This window comes from Paraburkholderia sediminicola, from assembly GCF_046026855.1.
Lineage (GTDB): Bacteria > Pseudomonadota > Gammaproteobacteria > Burkholderiales > Burkholderiaceae > Paraburkholderia > Paraburkholderia sediminicola_A.
Genome location: NZ_JAQQET010000114.1, coordinates 1 through 375, shown reverse-complemented (window position 1 = coordinate 375; position 375 = coordinate 1). Strand labels below are relative to the sequence as shown.

Here is a 375-nt window from a genome sequence, read left to right as displayed (position 1 = left end):
GCGTAGAGTCAGCATGGAAGTACTTGATGCCCGCGCCATTTGTGATGTTGGATATGGCAGTCGTATTGCTGGATATGGCCGTGGTATTCGCGCTCACCTGCTGGTTGGTCGCGAACAGCTGTGAACCATTGACGGCATCCGTCGAGCTCGAACTGAGTTGCCCTGCAGCTACATTCGTGACCTGCCGCGTCGCACCCGCCGACCCAACACTCACCACGCCTGCCGGCGTCGCGCCAGCAAACGTGTAGCTCGTGCCACCGATCGTCGCACCCGCAGTCGGCACGACTGCCGCAGTTACCGTCGAGCCCTGCCCCAGTGCGACGTTGCTGCCCGTCACGCCGGCCACCACACTGGCTCCTTGCCCGAGCACCGTCT

General features: G+C 62.9%; 1 pseudogene. It reads right to left on the bottom strand.

Annotated elements, in window-relative coordinates:
- Window positions 1-375 (bottom strand): annotated as a pseudogene (locus PQR40_RS39030) (hypothetical protein); the annotation flags it as partial.